This window comes from Citrobacter sp. S46_ASV_140 (genome assembly GCF_018919545.1).
Classification (GTDB): domain Bacteria; phylum Pseudomonadota; class Gammaproteobacteria; order Enterobacterales; family Enterobacteriaceae; genus Citrobacter; species Citrobacter braakii.
The window spans coordinates 1-1,112 of sequence record NZ_JAHLRC010000269.1; the positions used below are offsets into that span (position 1 = coordinate 1).

Consider the following 1,112-nt stretch of genomic DNA (forward strand, 5'->3'; position numbering starts at 1 on the left):
GCTAATACGTTCTCTGAGAACCCAATATAATCTAGGGCAAAGTCAACTAGCGAAGGATCCAACCGATCCTTTAACCCTTCACCTAAAGATCTAATTTTGTCATTAATATCCATTGCGCCCACACTATTTCTTAATTGGCTTTAAAGCTGGAGGAGTCGGATTATTATCCGGGAACGCTGTTACTATTTTCCCACTAGCTGGCTCGTATACCACACGAACTCTAACACCCTCTCGCTCTTCCCAGGCAACCCATCTTGCTGGTCTTCCTGCATTTGTATACGTCCCGCCCGTTCCGGTCTGGGCAAACCATTTGGTATCGGGTGAAGTAGCTATATCACCCACAGTATGAACAACCTTGTCTGCTGACCAACTTTGAGGGAAAACTGTTTTTCCTGGATTTCCGGGATACAGATGTCCACCTTGTGTAGGGCTATCCCCATATAAAATATGCTGTTTCGCTTCCGGCGAAAGGATATCCACATATTTCTGGTTTGCAGGTGATAATCCAAGATCGGAGCTTTTCGCAACAGATAAAAACGCTTTAGCTGCTACATACTGAATCAGTTTTGCTTCACTGGTCGGCACACCACTCGCCAGGATTTCCGCAGCTTGTTGCGGTGTCATTTCTCCATTTGCGGTCAACGCACTGACCGGAACCCCAAAGAATTCGCCCCAGGCAGTCAACAGACCTTTAACGGTATCCTGCCCTTCAGGTATCTGACCCTGTGAGTTTTTAATCAGTGCTTCTGTTAACTCATCTGCTGTAGCGCCACTCTGGATCATACTGGCTGCAAGTGACTGCTGGGATAACCCCATATCAGCCATGCCTTTTCCGAAGCTGTTCGGACCCAGCGCGTTATTCTCAACAACTATCTTAAGTTACAATTAATCATTTCTTTAGCAAGTTGGTAATCCATAACATTAAACCTGCAAAGCTACCAATATATATACCTATCTTACCTAAAAATAAAACAATGTTCGATGAAAAAGACACAGGTATTCCTTTATAAAAAAAGAAAAAAAATTCCCCGCATACATATAAAACCACCCCTGTTAGAAAAATTGAAACCATGCTGAATACAATAAAAAAAACCAGAGGAAGAATGAATTTT

At 43.1% G+C, this 1,112-nt stretch carries 3 protein-coding genes; all 3 read right to left on the reverse strand.

Annotated elements, in window-relative coordinates; translation table 11 throughout:
- Positions 1-113 (reverse strand): MafI family immunity protein (locus KQJ19_RS24205; RefSeq protein ID WP_216404283.1); only part of this gene is annotated, 113 nt, incomplete at its 3' end.
- 10 nt (positions 114-123) lie between these two features.
- Complete coding sequence (locus KQJ19_RS24220; protein ID WP_103765926.1) at positions 124-825, reverse strand: EndoU domain-containing protein; 702 nt, start codon at positions 823-825, stop codon at positions 124-126.
- A gap of 64 nt (positions 826-889) precedes the next feature.
- Positions 890-1,112 (reverse strand): hypothetical protein (locus tag KQJ19_RS23685; protein WP_216404282.1); only part of this gene is annotated, 223 nt, incomplete at its 5' end.

Excerpts from the sequence above, each read along its gene's own strand:
- KQJ19_RS24220 (WP_103765926.1), bottom strand. The coding sequence starts at position 825 with ATGGCTGATATGGGGTTATCCCAGCAGTCACTTGCAGCCAGTATGATC.